A 21,636-nucleotide genomic window follows, 5' to 3' on the forward strand; every position below is an offset into this window, starting at 1 on the left:
GCGGTGGCGGCGGTGCGCGTCTCGTCCCGCAGCGGGCTCCCCAGCCTGCTCCTGTACCTGGGCATCGGGATCGCCATAGGGCAGGACGGCATCTTCGACGTCAAGTTCAACAACGCCGAACTGACCCAGGTGATCGGCTACGCCGCACTGGTCGTGATCCTCGCCGAGGGTGGCCTGGGCACGAAGTGGAAAGAGATCAAGCCCGCTCTGCCGGCCGCGGCGGTGCTCTCGACTCTCGGCGTCGCGGTGAGTGTCGGCGTCACCGCGGCCGGGGCCCATTACCTGGTCGGCCTGGACTGGCGGCAGTCACTGATCATCGGCGCGGTCGTCTCGTCGACGGACGCCGCCGCGGTCTTCTCCGTCCTGCGCAAAGTGCCGCTGCCCGCCCGCATCACGGGTGTTCTGGAGGCCGAGTCCGGCTTCAACGACGCCCCCGTGGTGATCCTGGTGGTGGCCTTCTCGGCCAAGGGACCGGTGGACAGCTGGTACGTACTGGTCGGCGAGATCGCCCTGGAGCTCGCGATCGGCGCGGCCGTCGGTCTCGCCGTCGGCTGGCTCGGCGCGTTCGGACTGCGCCATGTCGCCTTGCCGGCTTCCGGCCTGTACCCGATCGCCGTGATGGCGATCGCGGTGTCCGCGTACGCGGCGGGCGCCATGGCCCACGGCAGTGGCTTCCTCGCCGTCTACCTGGCCGCGATGATCCTCGGCAACGCCAAGCTGCCGCACTGGCCCGCCACCCGCGGCTTCGCCGACGGGCTCGGCTGGCTGGCCCAGATCGGCATGTTCGTGCTGCTCGGACTCCTGGTCACGCCGCACGATCTGTACGACGACTTCTGGCCCGCGGTCATCGTGGGACTGGTCCTGACCGTGGTGGCACGGCCGCTGGAGGTCTTCATCTCGCTGGCGCCGTTCCGGCTGCCCTGGCAGGAGAAGGCGCTCATGTCCTGGGCAGGGCTGCGCGGCGCCGTACCCATCATCCTGGCGACCATTCCGATGGTGTCCGGAATCGAGGGCTCCACCCGGGTCTTCAACATCGTCTTCGTGCTCGTCATCGTCTACACCGTCATCCAGGGACCGACCCTGCCCTGGCTGGCGAAGGCGCTGAAGATCGCCGAGGATCCGGCCGAGGCCTCCGACCTGGGCATCGAATCGGCGCCGCTGGAGCGGCTGCGCGGCCATCTGCTGTCGGTCGCGATCCCCGGGAAGTCGAAGATGCACGGCGTGGAGGTCGGGGAACTGCGGCTGCCCGCCGGAGCAGCGGTCACGCTGGTCGTACGGGACGGGAAGAGCTTCGTACCGGCGCCGTCGACCGCACTGCGGCGCGGCGACGAACTGCTGGTGGTCACCACCGACCCGGTGCGCGACGCGACGGAGGAGCGGCTGCGCGCGGTCGGCGAGGGCGGCAAGCTCGCGGGCTGGCTGGGGACGACCGGCAAGGGCGGCGAAAGCCTCGCCGGGAGCGATGTGGCACATGATGTGGCACACGCGCTGAAGGCCGTGACGAAGCGCGGGAAGGCCGACGGGCCCAAAGCGCACCACTGAGGCTCCTGCACCACCGGAGGGGTGAAGGTGGCCGCAGGTCAAGGCCCCAGGGCTGCGATCCGAGGCGGAGGCGGGGGCCTTCCGCACAATCAGAGGTGTGCGGGGGCATCCGCCTGTATCATGAAGGAGGCCCGTTCGGCCCTTACTTCCGGCCCCTGCCTACGGGGCCGGTCGGCCCGACGATCAACCCGAAAAACCACTCGAACGACCAACTCGAACGACCAACTCTGCCTGACGCAGAGCTGGCGCGACCGTATGGCGGTCGTGGCGTCCTCCGCCTCTGCTGAGCGCCCGGCATCTACCGCAGTCCCGCGCGAAGAGGACAGCTCTCGGCAGCACCCGCATGTGCCCGCACCCCAGTGCCGGCCGACCCCGGGAGCTCTGCCACCAGGCGGCAGAAAGGCATGGACCGTGGCGTCCACGGTCTCCGACCGCCCCGGTTACGGGCAGTTGCTGCGCACCCCCGGTGCGTGGACATTTCTCCTGCCGGGCTTCGCCGCACGGCAGCCCTTCGCAATGCTGACGATCGGCATCGTGCTCCTGGTTCAGAACACCACCGGCTCGTACGGCAGCGCGGGCTCCGTCGCCGCCGTGACCGGTGTCTCCATGGCCCTGTTCGCGCCGCAGACCGGCAAGCTCGCCGACCGTTTCGGCCAGCGCGCCGTGCTGCTGCCCGGTGTCCTGGTGCACGCGGCGTCCGTGTCGGCGTTGACGGCGCTCGCGCTGGCGGACGCGCCCCTGTGGGCCCTGTTCGCGGCAGCCGTGCCGACCGGTGCGTCGGTTCCGCAGATCGGGCCGATGGTCCGGGCCCGCTGGGCGGCCCTGCTGGGCGCGGCACCGGGCCGCGAGGCTTCGCCGTTGCTGTCCACCGCGGCCGCGTTCGAATCGGTGACGGACGAGTTCACCTTCGTCATCGGCCCGGTGCTCACCACCGCGCTGTGCACGGGGGTGCACCCGGCGGCAGGTCTGATCACGGAGGCCGGGCTGACCTTGGTCGGCGGGCTGCTCTTCGCCGCGCGGCGCCGCACCCAGCCCGCGGTGCGCAACGCCTCGCCCGGCACCTCCCGGCGGCATGCGTCGGCGCTGTCCGTACCGGGTGTCCGGGTGCTCGCGGTGGCCTTCCTGGGGATCGGCGCGGTCTTCGGCGGCATGCAGGTCTCGCTGACGGCGTTCGCCGAGGAGATCGGCCGGCCGGGGGCGAACGGCCTGCTGTACGGGGTCTTCGCGGCCGGCAACATGCTGGCCGGGATCGCCTGCGGCGCCATCGCCTGGAAGATCGGGCCGCGGCGGCGGCTGATCGTCGGGTACGCGGCGCTGACGCTGACCGCCTCCGGACTGTGGGCGGTGCACTCCGTGCCGCTGCTGGCCGGGCTCGGCCTGCTGGTCGGGCTGTCCATCGCCCCGGCCCTGATCAGCGGCTACACGCTGGTGGAGGCGCTGGTTCCGGACTCCGCCCGGACCGAGGCGTTCACCTGGCTGACGGGCTCGGTCGCCCTCGGCCAGGCGGCCGCGGTGACGGTCGCCGGACGGCTCGCGGACGCCCACGGCGCAAGCACCGGATTCGTCGTGCCGCTGGTCGGGACCATACTCGCGCTGGTCACCCTGGTCGCGCTGCGTTCGAGGCTGGCACCGGTCCAAGTGACCGTCACGGCCGCGCGTGGCGTGGTTCGCCGCGATGCTGTCACGGCCGGAGAATGACGATTCCTGCACTCGAAATCAGACGATTCCTGTACTCGAATTCATGGGAATCGCGGGAACGACCGGAACCACGGTGTGGCAGCCTCTCACCCGGGCCGACGGCCCTCAGGACGGGCGAGCACTGACCGCTGCCCATCGGGCAGGTGACAGACGTTACTGCAAACAGTGGCCTGCAGCAGTTACCATTGACGACTGTTAGCACTCATCGAGTGAGAGTGCCAGGAGGAAGACAAGTGCCGACCTACCAGTACCAGTGCACCGAATGCGGCGAGGGCCTCGAGGCGGTGCAGAAGTTCACCGATGATGCCCTGACCGTGTGCCCGAGCTGCGACGGACGCCTGAAGAAGGTGTTCTCGGCGGTCGGAATTGTCTTCAAGGGTTCCGGTTTCTACCGGAACGACAGCCGTGGCTCCTCGTCGAGCAGCACGCCGACGTCGTCCTCGGCGAAGGCGGCCGGTTCCGATTCGTCGTCGTCGACGGGGTCGGACGCGAAGTCGTCCGCTTCCTCCTCGGCCGCCGCGTCGTCGTCCTCTTCGACGTCCTCATCCTCTGCTTCGTCCTCTTCGTCTTCGACGAGTGGTACGTCGGCCGCCTGACCCGCACCGCACTTTTCCGGGGACCCCGCTGATCCGTTCAGCGGGGTCCCCGGCGTTTTTCCACGCCACTAGTGTGATCGCATGGCGAACGCAGAGATCGGTGTCATCGGTGGCTCGGGCTTGTACTCCTTCCTGGAGGACGTCACGGAGGTGCGTGTGGACACCCCGTACGGACAGCCGAGCGACTCCCTCTTCCTCGGCGAGGTCGGCGGCCGCCGGGTCGCCTTCCTTCCCCGCCACGGACGCGGCCACCATCTCCCCCCGCACCGCATCAACTACCGGGCCAACCTGTGGGCGCTGCGCTCCGTCGGCGTACGGCAGGTGCTCGGCCCGTGCGCGGTGGGCGGACTGCGTCCGGAGTACGGGCCGGGCACGCTGCTCGTGCCCGATCAGATGGTGGACCGCACCAAGGCTCGTACGCAGACGTTCTACGACGGGGAGATCCGAGCCGATGGCGCGGAGCCGAACGTCCTGCATCTGGGCTTCGCCGACCCGTACTGCCCCGAGGGGCGCAGGGCGGCGCTGGTGGCGGCTCGCGCGAAGCACTGGGAGCCGGTGGACGGCGGGACGCTGGTGGTCGTCGAGGGGCCGCGCTTCTCGACCCGGGCGGAGTCGCGCTGGCATGCGGCGATGGGCTGGTCGGTGGTCGGGATGACGGGGCACCCGGAGGCGATCCTGGCTCGTGAACTGGGCCTCTGCTACACGACGATGACGCTGGTGACGGACCTGGACGCCGGGGCGGAGGCCGGGGAGGGCGTCTCGCACGGGGATGTGCTGAAGGTGTTCGCGGCCAATGTGGACCGGCTGCGCGCAGTGCTCTTCGACGTGGTGGCCACGCTGCCCGTGGAGGCGGACCGCGACTGCCCTTGCTCGCGTGCGCTGGACGGGCTGGAGACGGGAATCGAGCTTCCTTAGCCGGGGCAGCCGGGGGTAGCCGGGGGTAGCCGGGGGGGTAGCCGGGGGCGGCCGGGTGACGAAGTTATCCACAACGCTGGGGCTGTCCACAGGCGTCGGCGGGAAACTCGCGGACGGTGGATCGTGAGGGGTGTTCGTCCGAAACTCCTCACGCCAGGTGGTGTTGACCATGTTCCCGTCGTCGCAGTCGTCCCCGTCGTCGCAGTCGTCCCCGTCGTCGCAGTCGTCCCCGTCGCGCTTCGGGCGATCCGCTGCGACGATGGCTCCAGGGCCGATGGCTCCAGGGCCTCCGGCGTCGGCTCCCCCGCCGTGCGGTGTGCCCGCGTTCGAACCGTTGCGGGTGCACGGAGGCGGTGCGCACCGGCTGCGGCGGGCCCTGTGGCGGCAACGCCGCCACACCATGGCCGCCGGACTGGCCCTGACCGCTGCCGCGCTGGCCGCGACGGGGCTGGGCGCGGGCGTCGGAAGCGGCGTGGGCGGCGATTCCGGGCCTGGTGCGGGTGCGGAGGCAGGGGGTGCGGCCGGGGCGGCGCCGGAGCGGGCGCGGGGGACGGCTCCGTTGGTGTCCGCACCGGTCAGGATCGCGGATGCGGGGACGGTGCGGCTGTTACGGCCGGGGGACCGCGTCGATGTCATCGCCGCGGAGAGAACCGGATCCGATGCCCGGGTGCTGGCGAAGGGCGCGCGGGTGGCAGACGTACCGCGGGCCCCGGCCGAAGGTTCCGCGGAGGACGGAGCGCTGATCGTGCTGTCCGTACCGCGGGGCACGGCCGCGTCGCTGGCCGGTGCGGGCATCTCCGCCAGGCTGGCGGTGACCCTGTGCTGATGCGTACTGATGGGCTGATGCGTACTGATGGACGGTCAGTAACCGGATCCTGTGCGGCTCGATGCGCGGGAGGACCGACAGCAGCGTCGTCGGACCACCACGGAGCGGGGGGCTCAGATGTGGTGGGGAGGCTTCTCGTCGAGGAAGCGTGCCAGATCTGCGGCGCTGCCACCGGCCGGGGCCCGCTCGCCCCACCCTCGGTCCGTATCGTCCGCGGACTGCTGGTCCAGCGGATCGTCGAAGATCAGAGCCGGTTTCGGTTTCGGCTGTTCCGGCTGGGACGGCTTCGAATCGCGCGGGCCGGGGGCGGGGGCGGTACTCATGAATCCAGGGTACGGCGACGGCCCGCGGAACGTCGGTGGTCAGCAGTCCATCGGGGCGAGCAGCCACAGCCCGAGGACGAGGAGGGGCCCGCGGCACCCGCCGGGTGACTCGGGCCCGCGGCACCCGTCGGGTGACTTGCTGCCCGCACGCGTGGTTTCTCCGAGGACCGTGCGCCCTCGTCCACCGGCGAAAGCTCCACGAAAACTTCCCGACCCGCGTCCGGGGCGCGTCCCCGGGCACCACCGAACCCGTCTGGGGATGCTGATGCCATGCCCGGAATCACGGTGGTGCAATGCGGCTGGATCGGCATGCTGTTGCTGACCGACAACACGGGCGGAGCGCGTGCCCCCGTCTTCGTCGTACCCGAGGCCCATGCCTCAACGACGGTGGCCGCCGCCGCGGTGACCGTGCCCTCCGCGCTCTTCCTGCTGACGGTGTGGGTGCTGCACGCCCGCCACTTCAAGCGCGATCTCGCGGAGCAACTGCCGCTCCCCGTGGCCGCGCTGGCGATCCTGGCCTGTACGTTCGCCGGGGAGTGGGCCGTGTTCGCAGTCGGCCTGGTGGCGGCGAACGTGGCCGTGGGGGTGCTGCTGTCCCGGCGGCCCGTGGTGGCGGGGTGAGCAACACGGATGTGGTGCGCTGCCCACGGCCGGCGAGTGGTGAGTTGCCCGTGGTGAATCCTGTGAGGAGCGCGTGATGACAGAAGAACCGCACGAGCCGACGGACCTCTCCGCCGTGCAGCACACATCACTCCCGTCCTGCGGGCCGCTCGACGCGCTCACCGATGTCGCCGGGCTGCGCGTCGGCCATGCGCAGGTGGCGGGTGCGGGCGCACTGAGCGGCACCACCGTCGTCCTCGCCCCCGAGGGCGGCGCGATCGCGGCCGTCGACGTACGCGGCGGCGGCCCGGGCACCCGGGAGACGGACGCGCTCGATCCGCGCAATCTGGTGCAGCGCATCGACGCCGTGGTCCTGACGGGCGGCAGCGCGTACGGCCTGGACGCGGCGTCCGGGGTGATGGCCTGGCTGGAAGAACAGGGGCGCGGGGTGCGAGTCGGGCCCGATCCGGCGCAGGTGGTGCCGGTCGTTCCGGCCGCGTGCGTCTTCGACCTGGGACGGGGCGGCGACTGGCGGGCCCGCCCGGACGCGTCGACCGGCCGCGCGGCGGTGGTCGACGCGGCGGGTAAGGAGACCGCGGCGCCGGTCGTCGAGGGGAGTGTCGGCGCCGGTACGGGTGCGGTCGCCGGGCAGCTCAAGGGTGGGGTCGGCACAGCGAGCGTGCGGCTGGCGTCCGGGATCACGGTGGCCGCGCTCGTCGTGGTGAACGCGGCGGGATCGGTGATCGATCCGCGTACCGGGGTGCTGTACGGCGAGTACGGCGCCGCCGAACCTCCGGTGCACCCCGCGCCCGAGGTCCACCGTGCGGCGCGGCAGCGCCTGGCCGAGGCCCGGGAGGCGAACGCGCGGCCTCCGCTCAACACCACGCTCGCGGTCGTCGCCACGGACGCGGATCTCACCCGGGCCCAGGCGCAGAAGCTCGCGGGTACGGCGCACGACGGACTGGCGCGCGCCGTCCGCCCCGTACATCTGCTGACCGATGGGGACACCGTTTTCGCGCTGGCCACCGGCGCCCGGTCGCTGGATCCGCAGAACCCGATCGCGCTGAACGACCTCCTGGCGGCCGGCGCGGACGCGCTGACCCGTGCCATCGTGAAGGCCGTCCGGGCAGCTCAGAGCGTCAACGGCCGCCCCGGCGGGGGCAGCTACCCCGCGTACAGTGATCTCTACGGCGCCGGCCGGTCCCCCTCGCGGCCGTCGCAGCGAAGCCGCCCGGACCCCGACTCGCCTGCCGGGTAAGAAAGTTCGGACGAACTGCCAGGAACCATCTGTGTGCGTCATACGTTTTTCTGAACCCCGGTCACGATGTCAGGCCCAGGGACTACGTTAAGCACGCACCAAGTAACACGCGGCGACGGCCTGGAGACAGCACCTTGAGCGATCCGTACGAGACAACCGAGCAGCACCTCGAGCGACTCCTGCGACGGGCACTCAACTCTTTCGATCTGCCCGACAGCACGGTCGAGAGACTCGGTACCGCACTCGCCCACAGCAGTTCCCTGCACTCCTCGCACCACAGTTCCGTACTCCACCGCGAGACCTACCGGCACACGTATCTGCTGTCCGACGGCACCCCCCTCATCCTGTGGGAGCTGGTGCACGGCGGTCCGCGGAGCTCGATGGACCCGCGCTCCCGGGCGGAGCCCGACCTCCGGCACCACGAGCTGTACGACGACGAGTCCGATGCCCATATCGCCGCCGCACGGCTGACCGCCGGCTTCGGTGACGTCCCGGCGTTCGGGGAGGACGGGCCGCAGGGCGACCTGGAGATACTCACGGTCCTGATGGCCGCTCCCCCGGTCCCGCTGCCCCGGATGTACGCCCCAGACAACTCCGCCGACCATGCCCGCCGCGTCCTGCGCCGCGCGGAGAACGGCAACTGCCCCGGCGAGGAGACCGCCCGGCTACTGCGCGCCGCGTTCGCCCACCACATCACCCAGGTCTTCGGACGGCAGTGCCAGGTGGACGGACGGGACGCCGGATTCACGCTGTACGAGCACGCCTTCCTGCTCCTCGACGGCAGCGAGACGAGCTTGTGGGAGGTCGAGCACACGGCCACTCCGGACGGCCGCCACATGTGTGAGGTGTACGGCGACGAGGACTCCGCGCGCGGAGCCATGGAGAGCCGCACACGCATCTGCTGACCCGAGGCGATCCGGGCGAGGAGCGAACGGCGACGGTGCCCGCATCCCCGAGGGGGTGCGGGCACCGTCGCCGTTCTCCACGTCGGAGCATCGTCCGGAGCATCAGGGAGTGAAGGCGGGCTCCTTGCCGAGTTCGGGCTTGTTCACGGCGTGCACGGACCCGGCGGGGGTGTCCGGGGTCGCGTCGTCCGGATTCCCGTGGTCCACGGCTTCGTCCGTGGTGTCCGCGCCCTCGCCGCCGCCCTCCGCATGCGGTCGCGGCCGGGCGGGCAGCGCGAACATCACCAGGAAGATCACCGCGAGTACCCCGGCCACCCACCACAGCGAGTGCTGGAACCCCTCCGCGAATGCCGGGCCCGCCTGCTGCGGCGCCGGCCGGTCCCCGATCGAGCTGAAGAAGACGACCGAGACCAGTCCGAGCCCGAGCGCGTTGCCCATCTGCTGCACGGTGTTGATCAGCCCGGAGGCCGAACCGGAGTGTTCCTTGGGCACCTCGGACAGCACCATGTCCGTCAGCGGGGCCACGATCAGGCCCATGCCGGCGCCCATGACCACCAGCGGCAGCGCCATCTGCCAGGACGTGATGCCCATGCCGTACCGGTCGGACTCCCAGATGTAGAGGAGCAGGCCGACGATCATCAGCAGCGCGCCCGTCTGGAGGACCTTGCGGCCGAAGCGGGGCACCAGCTTCTGCACGGAGATCCCGGCGGCGAACGAGACGGCGATCGAGAACGGGATACCGGTCGTACCGGCCCGCAGCGCGCTCCAGCCGAGCCCCTTCTGCATGTAGAGCGTCCAGACCAGGAAGAAGATGCCGAGGCCGACACCGAAGGCCAGCTGCACGGCGATGCCCGCCGCGAAGCTCTTGACGCGGAACAGCGACAGCTCCACGAGCGGCGAACCGTCGCCGCGCGCCTTCTCCCGCTCGAACACCACCAGGACCAGGAACACCAGCAGGCTGCCGATCATCGACGCGTAGCCCCACAGCGGCCAGCCCAGCTCGCGCCCACGGGTCAGCGGGTAGATCAGCATCAGCATCCCCAGCGTCACCAGAGCGACGCCGATCAAGTCGAGCCGCAGCGCCTTCGGGGCCTTGGACTCGGTGATGAACTTCTGGCCCAGGACGAGACCGATGAGGCCGACCGGCAGGTTGATCAGGAAGATCGGCCGCCATTCGAGACCAGCGATGTTCCACTCGGTGAGCAGCGCGCCCAGCAGCGGTCCCAGCACGGCGCCAAGGCCGACGATCGCGCCGAAGAGACCGAAGACCTTGCCGCGCTCGTGCGCCGGGAAGGTGGCGTGCACGATCGACAGCACCTGCGGAACCATCAGCGCGGCGGTGCCGCCCTGGAGAATGCGGGAGGCGACCAGCATCTCCGGATTCATCGCAAAACCGCAGAGCGCGGAGGCCAGCGTGAAGCCGCCTATGCCGATGAGGAACAGCCGCTTGCGGCCGTAGATGTCGCCCAGCCGGCCGCCGGTGATCAGCCCGGCCGCGAAGGCCAGGGCGTATCCGGCGGTGATCCACTGGATCGAGCTGAACGAGGCGCCGGTGTCCTCCTGGATGCTCGGGACGGCGATGTTGACGATCGTGACGTCCACCAGGTCCATGAAGGCCGCGGTCATCACGATGGCGAGCGCGAACCAGCGTCGCCGGTCCGACGGGTCCGAGGACACCGTCGGCCCGGATGCCGTGGACGGCAGAGATGCGGAAGAAGTCATGAGAAGAAGCTAACCAGTCATTAGGACAGTTCATGACCCAATGGATGGGCAGCCTGGTGAGACGACGGACGCCCCGAACCACCGACACCCGGACACGAGGATGAGCCCATGACGGACACCCCGGCACGACTGCTGAACCTGCTGTCGCTCCTCCAGACGCCTCGCGAGTGGCCGGGCAGCGAACTCGCCGAGCGGCTCGACGTGAGCCCGCGCACCATCCGTCGCGACATCGACCGGCTCCGCGAACTCGGCTATCCGGTCGAGGCCTCGCGTGGTTCGGTCGGTGGCTACCGCCTCGTCGCGGGCACCGCCATGCCGCCGCTGCTCCTCGACGACGAGGAGGCGGTGGCCATCGCGGTCGGTCTGCGGGCGGGTGCCGGGCATGCCATCGAGGGGGTCGACGAGGCGTCCGTACGGGCTCTGGCGAAGCTGGAGCAGGTGCTGCCGTCGCGGTTGCGGTACCGGGTCTCGACCCTGCAGAACGCGACGATGCCGCTGACCCGTGGCGACGGCTCGACGATCGATCCGCACACGCTGACGGTGATGGCGTCGGCGGTCACCGGCCGGGAGCGGCTGCGGTTCGCCTACCGCGCGGGGGACGGCGCGGAGACGAAGCGGGAGGCCGAGCCGTACCGGCTGGTGAGCACGGGGTGGCGCTGGTATCTCGTCGCGTACGACCTGGGGCGCGAGGACTGGCGTACGTTCCGGGTCGACCGGGTCAGCGAGCCGTTCGCGACCGGGGCCCGGTTCACACCGCGCGAGCTGCCCACGGGGGACGCGGCAAAGTTCCTGGCCGGCTCGATCGCCCGGCGGCAGCCGGAGCTGGCGGTGGATGTGGGCTTCGCGGCCCCGGCGGGCTTCGTGTCCGCGCGGCTGCCCGCCGCGTTCGGCCCGCTGGAACCGACCGGCGAGAACAGCTGCCGGCTGCGGGCGGTGCTGTCGGACTCGCTGGAGTGGGTCGCGCTCCGACTCGCGCTGGTGGACTGCGAGTTCACCGCCCACGAGCCGCCGCAGCTGGTGGAGTACCTGGGCGATCTGGGCGCCCGCCTGACGCGCGCGACGGCACGCTGACACATCGCCGACCAGCGCCGAAGGACCGACCAGCGCAAAAGACCTGCCGCCGCCGAAAGACGGGCGAGCGCCAAAAGAATGAGCCCCGGCGCCAGGGGGGGGTGGGCGCCGGGACTCAGCTCAGGGGGTCACACGAAGCGACCTATTTCGGAGGATACTGGACCGGGGCTCACGCCGCAGCGTCAAAACCCGTGTCATGGGCCATTCGCTTCAGTTCGAGCAGCGCGTGCTTCTCGATCTGCCGGATCCGCTCACGGGTCAGGCCGTGCTGCTTGCCCACCTCGGTGAGGGTCCGCTCGCGGCCGTCCTCGATGCCGTACCGCATACGGATGATCGACGCGGTGCGGTTGTCGAGCTTGCCGATCAGGTCCTCCAGCTCCTCACTGCGCAGCAGCGTCATCACCGACTGCTCGGGTGACACCGCGGAGGTGTCCTCCAGCAGATCGCCGAACTGCGTCTCGCCCTCGTCGTCCACGGACATGTTGAGGCTGACCGGGTCACGGGCCCAGTCCAGGACATCGCCCACGCGCTCCGGCGTGGAGTCCAGCTCGGTGGCTATCTCCGCGTGCTCCGGCTCGCGCCCGTGCTCACGGTTGAATTCGCGCTGCACCCGCCGTATCCGGCCGAGCTCCTCCACCAGGTGGACGGGGAGCCGGATCGTACGGGACTGGTCGGCTATGGAACGGGTGATGGCCTGACGGATCCACCACGTCGCATACGTGGAGAACTTGAAGCCCTTGGCGTAGTCGAACTTCTCGACCGCGCGCACCAAGCCCGCGTTGCCCTCCTGGATGAGGTCGAGCAGCGGCAGCCCGGCCCGCGGATAGCGGCGGGCGACGGCAACGACGAGTCGGAGGTTGGAACGGATGAATACGTCCTTGGCGCGCTCGCCCTCGGCGACCAGCGCCTCCAGCTCCGCGCGTGACGCTCCGCCGGCGTCGCTCTCCACCGCACCGTCGAGAATCTGCCGCGCGTACACACCCGCCTCGACGGTTTGCGACAGCTCGACCTCCTTCGCGGCATCCAACAGCGGCGTACGCGCGATCTCGTCCAGGTACATGCCGACCAGGTCGCGATCGGCGATCTCCCCGCCCGAGGCGCGAACACTGCTTGCCCGGCTGGTCCCACCGGTGGCGGACGAACGACGGGCGACGGCACGGGTTGCCATGCGTGCTCCCTTGCTGAGTAGGTCGCGACACCCTCTCGGGTGCCCTGCATCCGATGGAAACAACGACTGGAATCCGGACAGAATTCCCATGCCTGGCATTCATTTTCGCGATCATGCAGTACCCTGTGCCGCCGCGAGGGGAGAGCGAATGCCTAACACCCGGACAGAAGTGCTGGTCAGACCGGGCACCGAAGGTGATTTGGTGGCGCTCACGGACATCTACAACCATTACGTGCGTGAGACCGCGCTCACATTCGATACGGACCCCTTTACACCTGAACGGCGTCTGCCGTGGCTTCGTTCCCACCCTGAAGACGGCCCGCACCGTCTTCTGGTTGCTCAGGATGTCCGCATTGTCGGCCCGGCCTCGATCCTGGGCTACGCCACCAGCAGCCCCTTCCGCCCCAAGGCGGCGTACGCGACCTCGGTCGAGGTGAGCGTGTACTGCGCTCCGTCGGCCACCGGCCGCGGCATCGGCACGCTCCTCTACTCGTCCCTGTTCGAGGCGCTGGCCGGCGAGGACCTGCATCGCGCGTACGCGGGCATCACCCAGCCCAATGACGTCTCGGTCCGGCTGCACGAGCGCTTCGGCTTCCGCCACGTCGGTACGTACGCCGAGGTGGGGCGGAAGTTCGGCACGTACTGGGACGTGGCCTGGTACGAGAAACGACTGGGACCACAGCCTTAAGGGCCCGGCCCGGCCCGGCCGGCCCGCCCGTACGCGGACCGGACCCGCCACCCCCGTGACGGGCCGCCCGGCTCCGCTCGTCGGTCTCAGCCGAACTGCACCGACCGCTTCGCGAGCCCCATCCAGAACCCGTCGATGACGCTGCGGCCCCGGTCCAGCTCGTGCTCCGACGCGCCGAGCGTCACGAAGAGCGGCGCGAAGTGCTCGGTGCGCGGGTGGGCCAGCCGGCCGGCCGGGGACTTGTGCTCGAAGTCCAGCAGGGCGTCGATGTCCTGCGCCTGGAGCGCCCGGTTCCCCCAGTCGTCGAACTCCGCCGACCAGCCGGGGGTGCCGCCGCCCGCGTGCCGCAGGGCGGCCAGGTTGTGAGTGAAGAAGCCGCTGCCGACGATCAGGACGCCCTCGTCGCGCAGCGGCGCGAGCTTGCGCCCGATGTCCATCAGCCGCTGCGGGTCCAGCGTCGGCATGGAGATCTGGAGTACGGGGATGTCGGCGTCCGGGAACATCTCCACCAGCGGGACGTACGCCCCGTGGTCGAGGCCGCGGTCCGGGATGTCCTGGACCGGCGTACCGGCGCCGCGCAGCAGCTTGCGCACGTTCTCCGCCAGCGCCGGGGCGCCCGGGGCCGCGTACCGCACCTGGTAGTAGTGCTCGGGAAAGCCCCAGAAGTCGTACACGAGCGGGACCGTCTCCGTGGCACCGAGGGCGAGCGGGGCCTCCTCCCAGTGCGCGGAGACCATCAGGATCGCGCGGGGGCGGGGCAGCGAGGCGGACCAGGCCGCCAGTTCGCCGGGCCAGAGCGGGTCGTCGGCCAGCGGCGGTGCGCCGTGGGAGAGGTAGAGGGCGGGCATGCGCTCCGCGGTGACAGTCATGGCACTCCCCATCCGGTGCTGATCGAGGTAGGTCTTCTACAGGTGTCTTCGAGAAGGAAGGATTCTTTAAACTTCAAGTTCCTACTTCCCGAGACCTTAGCTCTATCTAGTTAAACTTTCAAGAAAAGGTCGTACAGTGGAGTACATGACCCCGGCATCCCCCGGCGAGCCCCGCTGGCTCTCCGACGAAGAGCAGCGCGTCTGGCAGGCGTATCTCCACGCCACGACGCTCCTGGAGGACCATCTCGACCGTCAGCTGCAGCGCGATGCCGGCATGCCGCACATCTATTACGGACTGCTCGTCCAGCTCTCCCAGGCGCCCCGCCGCCGGAAGCGGATGACCGAGCTGGCCAAGGACGCCAAGATCACCCGATCCCGGCTCTCGCACGCCGTCGCGCGGCTGGAGAAGAGCGGCTGGGTGCGCCGCGAGGACTGCCCGTCCGACAAGCGCGGCCAGAACGCGGTCCTCACCGACGAGGGCTACGAGATGCTGCGCCGGTCCGCGCCGGGTCATGTCAGCGCCGTGCGCCAGGCGATGTTCGACCGGCTCACTCCCGAGCAGATGCGCTCGCTGGGCGAGATCATGCAGGTCGTCGCCGGCGGACTGCAGCCGGAGGGTACGGACGCGGATCTGCCCTGGCTGCGCTGAGCCGCCCGCCGAAACGGCTCTGCCCCGGTCCCGTCGAACGGAACCGGGGCAGAGCCGCGTTCCTGCCGCTCCAGGTCTCACCAGCACGTCAGTGGGCGACGACCGGGACCTTGAACTCGTCCTCGACACCGTCGGCGTCGCCGGAACCGGAGGCTCCGCCCGTCGCGGCCATCGCGGGACGACCGGCGTTGATGAAGGTCAGCGCGATCGCGGAGGCCACCACCAGGATGCCGACGGCCCACCAGATGGCACCGGTGAAGCCGTGCACCATCGCCTGGAGCTTCAGCAGCTCCGGGTCGGTGGCACCGAGCGCGGCGTGCGAGGTGGCGTACGCGGTCGCGGCCGAGGCGGCGACTGTGTTCAGCAGCGCCGTACCGATCGCGCCGCCCACCTGCTGCGAGGTGTTGACCATCGCGGACGCGACACCCGAGTCCCTCGGCTCGACACCGTGCGTGGCCAGCGACATGGCCGGCATGAACGCCGTACCCATGCCCAGGCCCAGCAGCAGCTGCGCGGGCAGGATGAGCAGGGTGTAGGAGGAGCCGATCTCCAGCTGCGTCAGCAGCAGCATGCCGACGGCGGCGGCCAGGAAGCCGGGGCCCATGAGCCCCCGCGCCGGAACCCGGGTCATCAGCCGGGCACCGATCTGCGTCGAGCCGGTGATCATGCCCGCGATCATCGGGAGGAAGGCGAAGCCCGTCCTGATCGGCGAGTAGCCCCTCACGACCTGCAGGTAGTACGTCAGGAAGAGGAACAGCCCGAACATCGCGATGATGGCCAGACCCAGCGAGAGGTAGACGCCACCGCGGTTGCGGTCCAGCAGGACGCGCAGCGGCATCAGTGGCGACGAGACCCGGGACTCGGTCACGACGAACGCCAGGAGCAGCACACCGGACGCGATGAACGTGCCGATGGTCAGCGGGTCCGACCAGCCCGCGGACTCGGCGCGGGTGAATCCGTACACCAGGGAGACCAGCCCGAGCGCGGACAGGACGACACCGGGGATGTCGAGCGACGAGCGGTTGCGGCTGCCGGCCGGCTCACGGATCACGAAGTACGCGCCGAGGGCCGCGACGACCGCGAACGGGATGTTGACGAAGAACGTCCAGCGCCAGTTCAGCGCCTGGGTCAGGAAGCCGCCGAGGATCAGGCCGACGGCGCCGCCGCCACCGGCGATCGCACCGTAGATACCGAACGCCTTGGCGCGCTCCCTGGCATCGGTGAACATCACGGCGAGCAGGGACAGGGCCGCCGGGGCGAGCAGCGCGCCGAAGACACCCTGGAGCGCACGGGAGCCGAAGAGCATGCCCTGGTTCTGCGCCGCACCCCCGAGCGCGGAGGCCAGCGCGAAGCCGATCAGGCCGACGACGAAGGTCCGCTTGCGGCCCCAGAGGTCGGCGATCCGGCCTCCGAAGAGCAGCAGCCCGCCGAAGGCGAGGGCGTAGGCCGTGATGACCCACTGCTTGTTGGCATCGGAGATACCCAGTGCCGTCTGGGCGTGCGGCAGCGCGATGTTCACGATCGTGGCGTCGAGTACGACCATCAGCTGCGCGAGGGCGATGAACGCCAGCGCTTTCCAGCGGCTGGGGTCCGGGAGTCGGATGTCGGCTGTTTTTGGCATGGGGGTATCCACCTAAGGGCGCACGCGGGCGCGCGGAGTCATGAACCGAGAGGTCGGCGAACGGGCAGTCGGTCAGGGACGGTCGAAGACGGCGACCGTCGGCGAAAGGCGGGCGGTGAAAGGGAGGACGGCGAAAAGGGGAGGGACGGTGAAAAGGAGGACGCTGGTCGTGACAGGAGGGGTCGCAGGAGGACGACGAGGCGTGAAAGCCCTGGTCATGAAAGGAATGGCGTGGTCGAGGCGCACCGGCCGCCCGGTGGCGGGCCCGGTGCGGGCGTCATGACCGGCGCCGCAGATCCTCCAAGGTCGCCGCCGTTCCGGGCAGTCGGGACCGGGCCGGGGCCTCCAGTCCGTCCAGGAACAGCTGTAGATGACGGTGGGTGAACCGGTCGATGTCCGGGCATCCGATGCCGGGCAGCGGCCGGGTGAGCTGGGAGAGGGCGACCAGTACGTCACCGACTGCGATGTCGGTACGCAGGCGCCCCGCGGACATGGCGCGCGACACGAGCCCTTCGACGGCCTCTTCGAGACGTCGGCGCTCGGCGAGCAGTTCGGGATGGTCCTTGTCGAAGCCGCCGGACAGCATCGGGCACAGCGCCCCGATCCGTTCGTCGGCCGCCGCGTGCACGAAGCGGCTGAGTGCGGCGAAGGGATCGGCCTCCTCGGCCGTCGCCTCCTCCGCGCGTTCGGTGGTGCGGGAGGTGACCGCGAGCACGACCTCGTGCGTCAGCGCGGCCCGGTCGGGAAAGTTCCGGTAGAGCGTGGCGTTGCCGACGCCGGCGCGGCGGGCCACCTCGTCGAGCGGCACATCCGGCCCGAACTCGACGAACATCTCGCGCGCAGCCGTCACGATCCGCTCCCGGTTGCGCAGCGCGTCCGCCCGCGGACGGGTCGTCCGGGGCTGCGCCGCTCCGGTGGCGGTGCGGATGACGGTATCCACGACGGCTGTCCTTGCCTTCCGACTCTTGTTGCTCTTGTTGCTCTTGTTGGTCCTGCTGCTCTTCTGGGCCTTCTGGAGCCTCCGGGCCCGCTGACCCGTCCGGCTCTCGTCGCCACGCCCTTCGTCGCCGCGACGCTCTTCGTTCTTCATGGCGACCCCCTTCCGTAACCGGGGACCACCTCCCCGGTTCGCGGGGACTCACGTTCAAACGGGGAAAGGCTCCCCGGATATTTCCCCAGCACGGTGTGACCTGACCCACACCTCCGGAGCGGGAAAACCAACCGATCGGCGCACTCAACGAGCGATGCCGCACCACCCGCCACAGGCTGATCCGAGAGCGCAGTTTGGGCCGGCCGACTGCCGCGGACCCCGAGGCGCCTATATGCAGAAGCCCCGCCACCGGATACGCAAGCACCGCCACGCGATCGCGCTCGCCTCGGCAACAGCCCTGATCATCGCCACTCTGGCCTCGGCCAGCAGCACCCTTCCGATATCCAGCCGGGCCTCGGCCGGCCCGGTGGCCACCGCCCGGTCCGCGGGAATAGCCCCGTGCCGCATACCGGCGACCATGGGCGTACAGATGTCGGAGGGCATGCCGACACCGGAGGGCTACGCCCGCTCCACGGGCAGGATCCGCGCCCTCAACCTGATGATCGACTTCCCGGACGCACCGGGCCCCGAACCGGCGATGGACCGGTTCGCCGAATTCTTCCCGCAGACCATCAACTGGTTCCGGACCGCCTCGTACGGGCGACTCACCTACGTCCCCGACGCCCCCCTGAAGTCCTGGCTGCGGATGCCACTGCCGTTCTCGGAGTACGGGATCGAGCGCGGATCACCGTACGAGCCGGGCTACCACCACCTCGTCCAGGACATCGTCGCGGCCGCCGATCCGAAGGTCGACTTCAGCACGTACGACCTGGTCAACATCCTGGTCACCCCGAACGCCGGTCCCTCCGCCCTGGACACCGTCCTGTCCGTGACCTTCTCCGGCAACCAGGACGCACCGCACGCGGACGGCGCGCCCCTCGGCAACACGTCCTTCATCTACAGCCGCCAGGACGACGGCTCGGGGTCGTTCAAGCAGACCGGATTCCGCGTCCTGCCGCACGAGAACGGGCACATCTTCGGCCTTCCCGACCTCTACACCGTGGAGGGCGGCGGCGCGGTCGGGCACTGGGACATCATGTCCGAGGACTGGGGGGCCGACAACGACCTGCTCGGCTGGCACAAGTGGAAGCTCGGCTGGCTGGACAACAAGCAGATCAGCTGCGCCGCCAGGCCCGGCACCAGCGACCACGTCCTCGAACCGCTGGCCACCCGGGGCGGGACGAAGCTGGCGTTCGTCCCGCTGAGCGACGTGTCCGGCTACGCCGTGGAGGTACGGACGCAGGCGGGCAACGACCATGCGGTCTGCCGGCCCGGCGTGCTCATCTACAAGGTCAGCACCGACGTCGACACCGGTCAGGGCCCGGTGTCCGTCACGGACAGCACCAAGGACAGCGACGGCTGCACCCGACTGCCCAATGTGCATGCCGCGCTCTCCGACGCCACCTTCCAGCCCGGCCAGACCTTCACCGACCGGGCCCGCGGGATACGCATATCCGTGGTCGGCAAGGAGGACAAAGGGAACTACCGCGTCCGGATCACTCGCCCCTGACCGCATCCCTGGCCGCCCGCCGCACCTCCGCCTCGGCGGGCCCGCGCAGCTCCCGCTTGAGGATCTTCCCGGTCGGGTTCCGGGGCAGCGGTTCCTCGCGTACGAGCACATGGGCCGGGACCTTGAACGCGGCCAGGCTCCGCCCGACGTGCGCCCGCAACTCCTCGGCCGTGACGGTCGCACCGGCCCGCAGCCGGACGACGGCCGCGACCTCCTCGCCCAGGACCGGGTGCGCCACCCCCAGCACCGCGGCGTCCTCGACGTCCGGATGGTCGTGCAGGACCGCCTCGACCTCCACGCAGTACACGTTCTCGCCGCCGCGGATCACCATGTCCTTGATCCGGTCGACCACCTCGACCCGCCCCTCGTGCACCACCGCGAGATCACCGGTCCGGAACCAGCCGTCGATGAACGCCCGAGCGGTCGCCGCCTCGTCCCGCCAGTAGCCGCGGACCAGGGACTGGCCGCGCAGCCACAGCTCGCCGACCTCGCCCTCGGGCAGCGCCTCGCCCGCGGGACCGGCGATGCGCACCTCGGTGGTGGGCGTCGGCCGGCCGACACTGCCCGGGTGGAGCCGGTACTCGGCGCCGAAGTTCGCGAGGACACCCCCGCTGGTCTCGGTCAGCCCGTAGCCGTTGCGCGGCTCGATCCGGTCGCCGTGGCGGGCGGTCAGCCGCGCGACCAGATCGGGCGGGGCGGCGGCCCCGCCGGTGTTCAGCATCTGGAGGCTCTCCAGGCCGTCGCCCGTCCGCTCGGCCGCGGCGAGCAGTTGGAGCGCGGTCGTCGGGACACCCGCGTAGTGCGTGACGCCGTGCTCACGGATCAGCCGCAGCGCCTCCTCGGCGTCCCACTTCCGCATCAGGACGAGGGTGCCGCCCGCCGCCATCGCCGCGTAGAAGCCGGTGAACGCGGCGACGTGGAAGAAGGGGAACGTCAGCAGCGTCACGGGGGCGGGCCCCTGCCCCGGGATGATCCCGCGCCCGAGCGCGGAGGCGGCCGCGTGGTAGCGCGGGTTGAGTACGGCCCCCACCTGGGCGAGATGGGTGGCGACGGCACCCTTGGGCCGCCCGGTGGTGCCGGAGGTGTAGATGATCGTCGCGTCGTCCTCGGGCCGGATCTCGGCCTCGGGGGGCGCGGCGAGCGGATTGGGCGCGGGCAGGTCCTCGTACCGCTCGACGCCGTCCGGAACGGCCCCCTCCGCGTGGCAGACGACGACGCGCGCACCGTTCTTCGCCGCCCAGCCGGCGACCCGCGGCAGCCGCTCGCCGTCCACCAGGAGCACCCGCGGCCCGGAGTCGTCCAGCGCGTACGTGAACTCGTCCTCCGTCCACCAGGCATTGAGCGGCACGGCGACCAGACCGGCCAGCTGCGCGGCCCAGAAGGCGATCTGCCACTCCGGGTGGTTGCGCATCGCGACGACGGCCCGGTCGCCCCGGCGGAGCCCGTACGTCCTGGTCATCCGGCACGCCAGCGCGGACGCGGCGGCGAAGAACTCGGCGTACGAGTAGCGGCGCTCCTCCGCGATCAGGAACGACCGGTCCCCGAAGGCCCAGGTGGTCTCCACGAACTCACGGAGCGTCCTGGGCCCGTCCGCGTACACGAGCGACCCCGCGTGCGCCCCGTCCTGCACCCGCACCACGGCGAACGGTGCTCCCGGGCCGGTGAGCGCGGCTTCGATATCCGGCACGAAGGACCTCTCTAAGCGCTTGCTCAGTAGTCTTCGCGACGGTATGCCCGCGCCCACCCCCCGTCAAGGGAGCCGTCCGGCCCGCGCCGGCGGGCCACGGACCGGAGCCTGCCGGCGTTCGACCGGGCCGCGCAACGAGATAACGGACGGCGGACGCCAAACCCGCGACAAGGCGGCAAAAGGGCAGCACTGTCGGCCGGTCTGCCGGCCGCGGACTACGGTCGCCGCACCTCGAACTGGAAGCAGCCGTACTCCAGCGCCCGCACGTGTACCAGTACCACCTCCGGCTCGGCGAACGCTTCCTCGAAGGCCCGGTCGAACCCGGCCTCGGCGTTGTCGGGGATCTCGAAGAAACGGCCCCCGACGATGTGTCCTTCGGCGTTGTAGCGGCGGATGGTGCGCAGAGCCCCGGGACGGGCGAAGGGATAGCCCCGGACTCCTCGTGGGGCTCCGCATTCATCGGCGTGGATGAATACCGGCCCCGCTTCGTCGTAGGCTCCGGGCTCGGCTCCGGTCGCCACCGCCCAGCGGCGCAGAGGCGCGTAGGAGACGAGGGCGACGCGGTCGCCGGGCTCGATGGCCCGCAGGCAGCACCGCAGCGGACTGCCTACGCAGTCGAGGGGAACGCCGTCCTCGCGTGCGGTGTACGGCCGCAGTGGGTGTCCGGCGTCATCGACGTGGCGGAGTTCTTCGAGTGCGGCGGGCGGGATGGGGAGGGGTGTGTACGTGGTCATGGGTCCAGCGTCGGCGGCTCGCCCGTGGCCCGCTGGCGGAATTCGGACGCGATGGTCCACCCGGACACCTGCGACGTATCCGGCAGCTCACGAACGGAGCCGGAGCCGGATCGCGGTGACAGTGACGGGGCCGCTGGAAGACGCGGACGCGCTTGTCGTACCTC

The 21,636-nt window shown here is 70.5% G+C and carries 20 protein-coding genes; 12 read left to right on the forward strand and 8 right to left on the reverse strand.

Translation table 11 applies throughout. The features are described 5' to 3' along the window. The first annotated feature begins 3 nt into the window (after positions 1 to 3). From OH735_RS15200 to OH735_RS15220, 5 genes are all read left to right on the forward strand, one after another. On the forward strand, positions 4 to 1,542 hold the full coding sequence (locus OH735_RS15200; RefSeq protein ID WP_406386570.1) for a potassium/proton antiporter: 1,539 nt from the start codon (positions 4 to 6) through the stop codon (positions 1,540 to 1,542). A 411-nt stretch (positions 1,543 to 1,953) separates the two neighbouring features. Further along, positions 1,954 to 3,240 carry an MFS transporter gene (locus tag OH735_RS15205; RefSeq protein WP_406382055.1) on the forward strand — a complete coding sequence of 429 codons (1,287 nt, stop codon included), beginning with the start codon at positions 1,954 to 1,956 and terminating at the stop codon, positions 3,238 to 3,240. A gap of 233 nt (positions 3,241 to 3,473) precedes the next feature. Next, positions 3,474 to 3,836, forward strand: a complete 363-nt coding sequence (locus tag OH735_RS15210; protein WP_406382056.1) for an FmdB family zinc ribbon protein — start codon at positions 3,474 to 3,476, stop codon at positions 3,834 to 3,836. Between the two features lie 81 nt (positions 3,837 to 3,917). Beyond that, positions 3,918 to 4,751 (forward strand): S-methyl-5'-thioadenosine phosphorylase, encoded by an 834-nt coding sequence (locus tag OH735_RS15215; protein ID WP_406382057.1) that lies wholly within the window; start codon positions 3,918 to 3,920, stop codon positions 4,749 to 4,751. A gap of 259 nt (positions 4,752 to 5,010) precedes the next feature. After that, the gene (locus OH735_RS15220; RefSeq protein ID WP_406382058.1) at positions 5,011 to 5,577 is read left to right on the forward strand and encodes a hypothetical protein; all 567 of its coding nucleotides are present in this window, start codon (positions 5,011 to 5,013) and stop codon (positions 5,575 to 5,577) included. Positions 5,578 to 5,690: 113 nt separating this feature from the next. Here OH735_RS15220 and OH735_RS15225 read toward each other — a convergent pair whose 3' ends face one another. Beyond that, positions 5,691 to 5,900, reverse strand: a complete 210-nt coding sequence (locus OH735_RS15225) for a hypothetical protein (protein WP_406382059.1) — start codon at positions 5,898 to 5,900, stop codon at positions 5,691 to 5,693. A gap of 270 nt (positions 5,901 to 6,170) precedes the next feature. Between OH735_RS15225 and OH735_RS15230 the strand changes: the two genes are divergently transcribed. The 3 genes from OH735_RS15230 (at position 6,171) to OH735_RS15240 (ending at position 8,663) form a co-directional block, all read left to right on the forward strand. Further along, positions 6,171 to 6,521, forward strand: coding sequence for a hypothetical protein (locus OH735_RS15230; RefSeq protein ID WP_406382060.1), 351 nt, complete (start codon positions 6,171 to 6,173; stop codon positions 6,519 to 6,521). A 76-nt stretch (positions 6,522 to 6,597) separates the two neighbouring features. After that, positions 6,598 to 7,758, forward strand: coding sequence for a P1 family peptidase (locus tag OH735_RS15235; RefSeq protein WP_406382061.1), 1,161 nt, complete (start codon positions 6,598 to 6,600; stop codon positions 7,756 to 7,758). 134 nt (positions 7,759 to 7,892) lie between these two features. Further along, the gene (locus OH735_RS15240) at positions 7,893 to 8,663 is read left to right on the forward strand and encodes a DUF6227 family protein (RefSeq protein ID WP_406382062.1); all 771 of its coding nucleotides are present in this window, start codon (positions 7,893 to 7,895) and stop codon (positions 8,661 to 8,663) included. A 102-nt stretch (positions 8,664 to 8,765) separates the two neighbouring features. Here the strand turns inward: OH735_RS15240 and OH735_RS15245 are convergent, their stop codons facing one another. Further along, positions 8,766 to 10,385, reverse strand: coding sequence for an MFS transporter (locus OH735_RS15245; RefSeq protein ID WP_406382063.1), 1,620 nt, complete (start codon positions 10,383 to 10,385; stop codon positions 8,766 to 8,768). A gap of 108 nt (positions 10,386 to 10,493) precedes the next feature. Here OH735_RS15245 and OH735_RS15250 point away from each other — a divergent pair, with 108 nt between their 5' ends. Next, positions 10,494 to 11,456 (forward strand): helix-turn-helix transcriptional regulator, encoded by a 963-nt coding sequence (locus OH735_RS15250; protein WP_406382064.1) that lies wholly within the window; start codon positions 10,494 to 10,496, stop codon positions 11,454 to 11,456. Positions 11,457 to 11,625: 169 nt separating this feature from the next. Here the strand turns inward: OH735_RS15250 and OH735_RS15255 are convergent, their stop codons facing one another. Then, complete coding sequence (locus OH735_RS15255; protein WP_406382065.1) at positions 11,626 to 12,624, reverse strand: RNA polymerase sigma factor RpoD/SigA; 999 nt, start codon at positions 12,622 to 12,624, stop codon at positions 11,626 to 11,628. 148 nt (positions 12,625 to 12,772) lie between these two features. On the opposite strand from OH735_RS15255, the gene OH735_RS15260 reads away from it, so the two are divergent. Continuing rightward, positions 12,773 to 13,312: a GNAT family N-acetyltransferase gene (locus OH735_RS15260; RefSeq protein ID WP_406382066.1), complete on the forward strand. Its 540-nt coding sequence runs from the start codon at positions 12,773 to 12,775 to the stop codon at positions 13,310 to 13,312. A gap of 86 nt (positions 13,313 to 13,398) precedes the next feature. Here the strand turns inward: OH735_RS15260 and OH735_RS15265 are convergent, their stop codons facing one another. Beyond that, positions 13,399 to 14,181 (reverse strand): dioxygenase, encoded by a 783-nt coding sequence (locus tag OH735_RS15265; protein WP_406382067.1) that lies wholly within the window; start codon positions 14,179 to 14,181, stop codon positions 13,399 to 13,401. A 136-nt stretch (positions 14,182 to 14,317) separates the two neighbouring features. On the opposite strand from OH735_RS15265, the gene OH735_RS15270 reads away from it, so the two are divergent. Beyond that, the gene (locus OH735_RS15270) at positions 14,318 to 14,830 is read left to right on the forward strand and encodes a MarR family winged helix-turn-helix transcriptional regulator (protein WP_406382068.1); all 513 of its coding nucleotides are present in this window, start codon (positions 14,318 to 14,320) and stop codon (positions 14,828 to 14,830) included. An 88-nt stretch (positions 14,831 to 14,918) separates the two neighbouring features. On the opposite strand, the gene OH735_RS15275 is transcribed toward OH735_RS15270, so the two are convergent. Continuing rightward, entirely contained in the window at positions 14,919 to 16,451 is a 1,533-nt protein-coding gene (locus tag OH735_RS15275) for an MFS transporter (RefSeq protein ID WP_406382070.1), read from the reverse strand. Between the two features lie 277 nt (positions 16,452 to 16,728). After that, a complete protein-coding gene (locus tag OH735_RS15280; protein WP_406386571.1) occupies positions 16,729 to 17,391 on the reverse strand; it encodes a TetR/AcrR family transcriptional regulator in 663 nt (220 codons plus the stop codon). 382 nt (positions 17,392 to 17,773) lie between these two features. Here OH735_RS15280 and OH735_RS15285 point away from each other — a divergent pair, with 382 nt between their 5' ends. Continuing rightward, positions 17,774 to 19,051, forward strand: coding sequence for a M6 family metalloprotease domain-containing protein (locus tag OH735_RS15285; protein WP_406382071.1), 1,278 nt, complete (start codon positions 17,774 to 17,776; stop codon positions 19,049 to 19,051). Here OH735_RS15285 and OH735_RS15290 read toward each other — a convergent pair. Both OH735_RS15290 and OH735_RS15295 read right to left on the reverse strand, forming a co-directional pair. Continuing rightward, positions 19,038 to 20,738 carry a class I adenylate-forming enzyme family protein gene (locus OH735_RS15290; RefSeq protein ID WP_406382072.1) on the reverse strand — a complete coding sequence of 567 codons (1,701 nt, stop codon included), beginning with the start codon at positions 20,736 to 20,738 and terminating at the stop codon, positions 19,038 to 19,040. The two genes, OH735_RS15285 and OH735_RS15290, sit on opposite strands and share 14 nt — an antisense overlap. A 215-nt stretch (positions 20,739 to 20,953) precedes the next feature. Continuing rightward, complete coding sequence (locus OH735_RS15295) at positions 20,954 to 21,472, reverse strand: DUF1203 domain-containing protein (RefSeq protein WP_406382073.1); 519 nt, start codon at positions 21,470 to 21,472, stop codon at positions 20,954 to 20,956. Positions 21,473 to 21,636 lie beyond the last annotated feature (164 nt).

This window comes from Streptomyces sp. NBC_01618 (assembly GCF_045209435.1).
In the GTDB taxonomy this organism is placed as follows: Bacteria; Actinomycetota; Actinomycetes; order Streptomycetales; family Streptomycetaceae; genus Streptomyces.